Genomic DNA, 1,382 nt, shown 5'->3' with positions numbered 1-1,382 from the left:
AACCAAAATTGGGACGTATTCTCCGCTTATAAAGCCAGTTTAGGCTTTGTTTGGGCTTAAAATTTGTTTAAGTCCCGCTAAAAGCTTGTAGAAACCGGGCTCCTCGCCCCATGCGTGAATCTCAGAAACCGGGTTTCTCTCGATATTTCTCATCACCCAACCAAAAATTCGTAGAAACCCGGTTTCTCGCCCCATGCTTAAATCTCAGAAACCGGGTTTCTCTATGCTTCACCCATCCCCAGCGAAAATTTAACAACAGTTCGATCGTGTTTCGAGCGCCCTCATCTGGCAGGATGAAGCATTTTAAATTTGGGCGATCGCGAGTATAATAGTAAATAGCTAAAAGAGGAATTTTAGATATGGAATTGAATGAGTATTTTGATTTCTTGGCACCAGATGATATTCGCATTAAAGGACACCGCATCGGGATTGAGACGGTACTGTACGAGTACCTGCATCGGGAACGCACCGCCGAAGAAATTCAGCAATTCTATCCATCTCTAACTTTGGCAGAGGTTTATGCGACTATTTTGTATTATTTGGAGAACAAAGAAGCAGTAAGTCGATATTTGGAAGACTGGTTGGAGTGGTCGCACCAGCAGCGAAAAATGCAAGCAGCAAATCCCCATCCGGCTGCCGAAAGATTGCGAAAATTGAAAGCAGAATGGGCAAAGCAAACCGCGAACCAGAGTGATTGAGAAATGGCGTTTAAATATTTGATGGATGAGAATGTTACTCCCGTTTATGCTACACAGCTTCACCGGAAACGGCCTGATTTAGTAGTTTGGTCGGTGGGTGACATCGGTACGCCTCCGAAAAGTACGCTCGATCCTGATATCTTGGTGTGGTGTGAAGAGCATAACTTTATTTTGGTGACGAACAACCGCAAGTCAATGCCCGTGCATTTGGTAGATCATATAGCTGAAGGTAGGCATATTCCAGGGATTTTTATTTTGAACTCAGATTTAAGTATTGGGCAAAATATTGAGGAATTGATTTTGATTGCTTATGGTTCGTTCGATGATGAATATCAAGATCGGATCGTCCATCTTCCTTTAACATAAACGGGACTTATGCGCGGGGGATAGGCCATGCGTGAATCTCAGAAACCGGGTTTCTCTCGATATTTCTCGTCACTCAACCAAAAAATTCAGAGAAACCCGGTTTCTCGCCCCATGCGTAAATCTCAGAAACCGGGTTTCTCTCGATATTTATCGTCACCCAACCAAAAAATTCAGAGAAACCCGGTTTCTCGCCTCAATGCCAAAAATTCCTGTCACAATAAAATGAATCCTAGCAAGAGACAAAGGGCATGACGCGAGAGGGTGCGATTCGTTGAAACGTGAATCACGGTAATCAGTCCGTACATAGCGTTTCCAGCC

Annotated in this window: 2 protein-coding genes; both read left to right on the top strand. The window is 43.9% G+C overall.

Features of this window, described 5'->3' with window-relative positions; genetic code table 11:
• Positions 1 to 359 precede the first annotated feature (359 nt).
• Complete coding sequence (locus tag QUB12_RS37340) at positions 360 to 698, top strand: DUF433 domain-containing protein (protein ID WP_333143916.1); 339 nt, start codon at positions 360 to 362, stop codon at positions 696 to 698.
• A gap of 3 nt (positions 699 to 701) precedes the next feature.
• Positions 702 to 1,064 carry a DUF5615 family PIN-like protein gene (locus QUB12_RS37335; RefSeq protein ID WP_333143917.1) on the top strand — a complete coding sequence of 121 codons (363 nt, stop codon included), beginning with the start codon at positions 702 to 704 and terminating at the stop codon, positions 1,062 to 1,064.
• The last annotated feature ends 318 nt before the right edge of the window (positions 1,065 to 1,382 follow it).

This window comes from Microcoleus sp. B7-D4 (assembly GCF_036705125.1).
GTDB lineage: Bacteria > Cyanobacteriota > Cyanobacteriia > Cyanobacteriales > Microcoleaceae > Microcoleus.
Note: the sequence above shows the minus strand (reverse complement) of the source record. Positions and strands in the feature narration are given on the sequence as shown.

Excerpts from the sequence above, each read along its gene's own strand:
- QUB12_RS37335 (WP_333143917.1), top strand. The coding sequence starts at position 702 with ATGGCGTTTAAATATTTGATGGATGAGAATGTTACTCCCGTTTATGCT.
- QUB12_RS37340 (WP_333143916.1), top strand. The coding sequence starts at position 360 with ATGGAATTGAATGAGTATTTTGATTTCTTGGCACCAGATGATATTCGC.